The sequence below is a fragment of the Citrobacter sp. wls613 genome (assembly GCF_005281195.1).
Lineage (GTDB): Bacteria > Pseudomonadota > Gammaproteobacteria > Enterobacterales > Enterobacteriaceae > Citrobacter > Citrobacter gillenii.
In genome coordinates this window covers 1-1,005 of record NZ_SZXN01000039.1, presented here as the reverse complement: position 1 = coordinate 1,005, position 1,005 = coordinate 1, and the positions used below count along the sequence as shown (strand labels likewise).

The following is a 1,005-nucleotide window of genomic DNA, read 5'->3' as shown; positions in this document are numbered from 1 at the left end:
TAAAACACTATCAATAAGTTGGAGTCATTACCATCGTGTTCAGCAGAATAGCCGGAGGAAGTTTCCTACTGTCGATAAGAAAGGATTGGCACAGGGAGTGTGAATATCGAAACACCATCACAGAATAATGCCAGATAGAAATGCGATAGTAGGGTTGGATATTTAAATAAGGAGCATCCCGACTTAAAATGAATATGACTGCGTAACCAGGCGCAATAAAAAAAGCGAAAGAATCGCTTTTATTCTGGTTGTTTTTTCGAAGAGTGACCGTTTTCTGAGATGACAAGAAATAAGGAAGTCCTATGATCGCTAGCGGAATAGTTCAAAAACTGAATGCGCAAATGAATCAGGAGTTTTATACCTCAAATTTGTATCTTCAGCTCAGCCAGAGGTGCAGCGAGAATAGCCTTAATGGCACCGCACTATTTTTGCGTCATCAGGCGCAAAATACGGTGACGCAAATGATGCGCATGTACGAATACATCAAACAGAGCGGCGCCACGCCGGTGTTACAGGAGCAACACGCCCGGTGCGGTGAATTTTCCACGCTGGAAGATCTGTTTGAGCAGACGGTAAGCGATTACCAGAAGCGCATTAATGCGCTGACCTCTTTGACGGAAGACGCCCAGGCAGCAAACGATAAGTCAGCGATTAACTTCCTGAAGCGATACAGAAAAGAGGAAATCGTGGACGGGACGCTGTTGCAAATCATTCTGGATGAAGTCCGCAGCGCTAAAAAAGCGGGCATCAACATGCAGCAAACCGACCACTATCTGGTTGGCGTGATCGATCGCTATCACTAAATCAATTTCGCAGTACGAGGAGGTTTTACGCCTCCTCAGAAAATCTGTTTTACATCAGAAACAGAGGTTTATGCCAGTGAACATTTGATACCCAACACGTCATAGTGATTTTTTAACTTAGCGTTTTTATATCGTGCCAAAAATGTCTCTGCTTGTGTCTTTATATTAAGGAAGGTGCGAATAAGCAGGTCATTTCTTCCCA

At 43.8% G+C, this 1,005-nt stretch carries 1 protein-coding gene; it reads left to right on the top strand.

Translation table 11 applies throughout. From position 1 onward, the window contains the following. The first annotated feature begins 302 nt into the window (after positions 1-302). Positions 303-803: a non-heme ferritin-like protein gene (locus FDX01_RS06340; RefSeq protein WP_001752509.1), complete on the top strand. Its 501-nt coding sequence runs from the start codon at positions 303-305 to the stop codon at positions 801-803. Positions 804-1,005 lie beyond the last annotated feature (202 nt).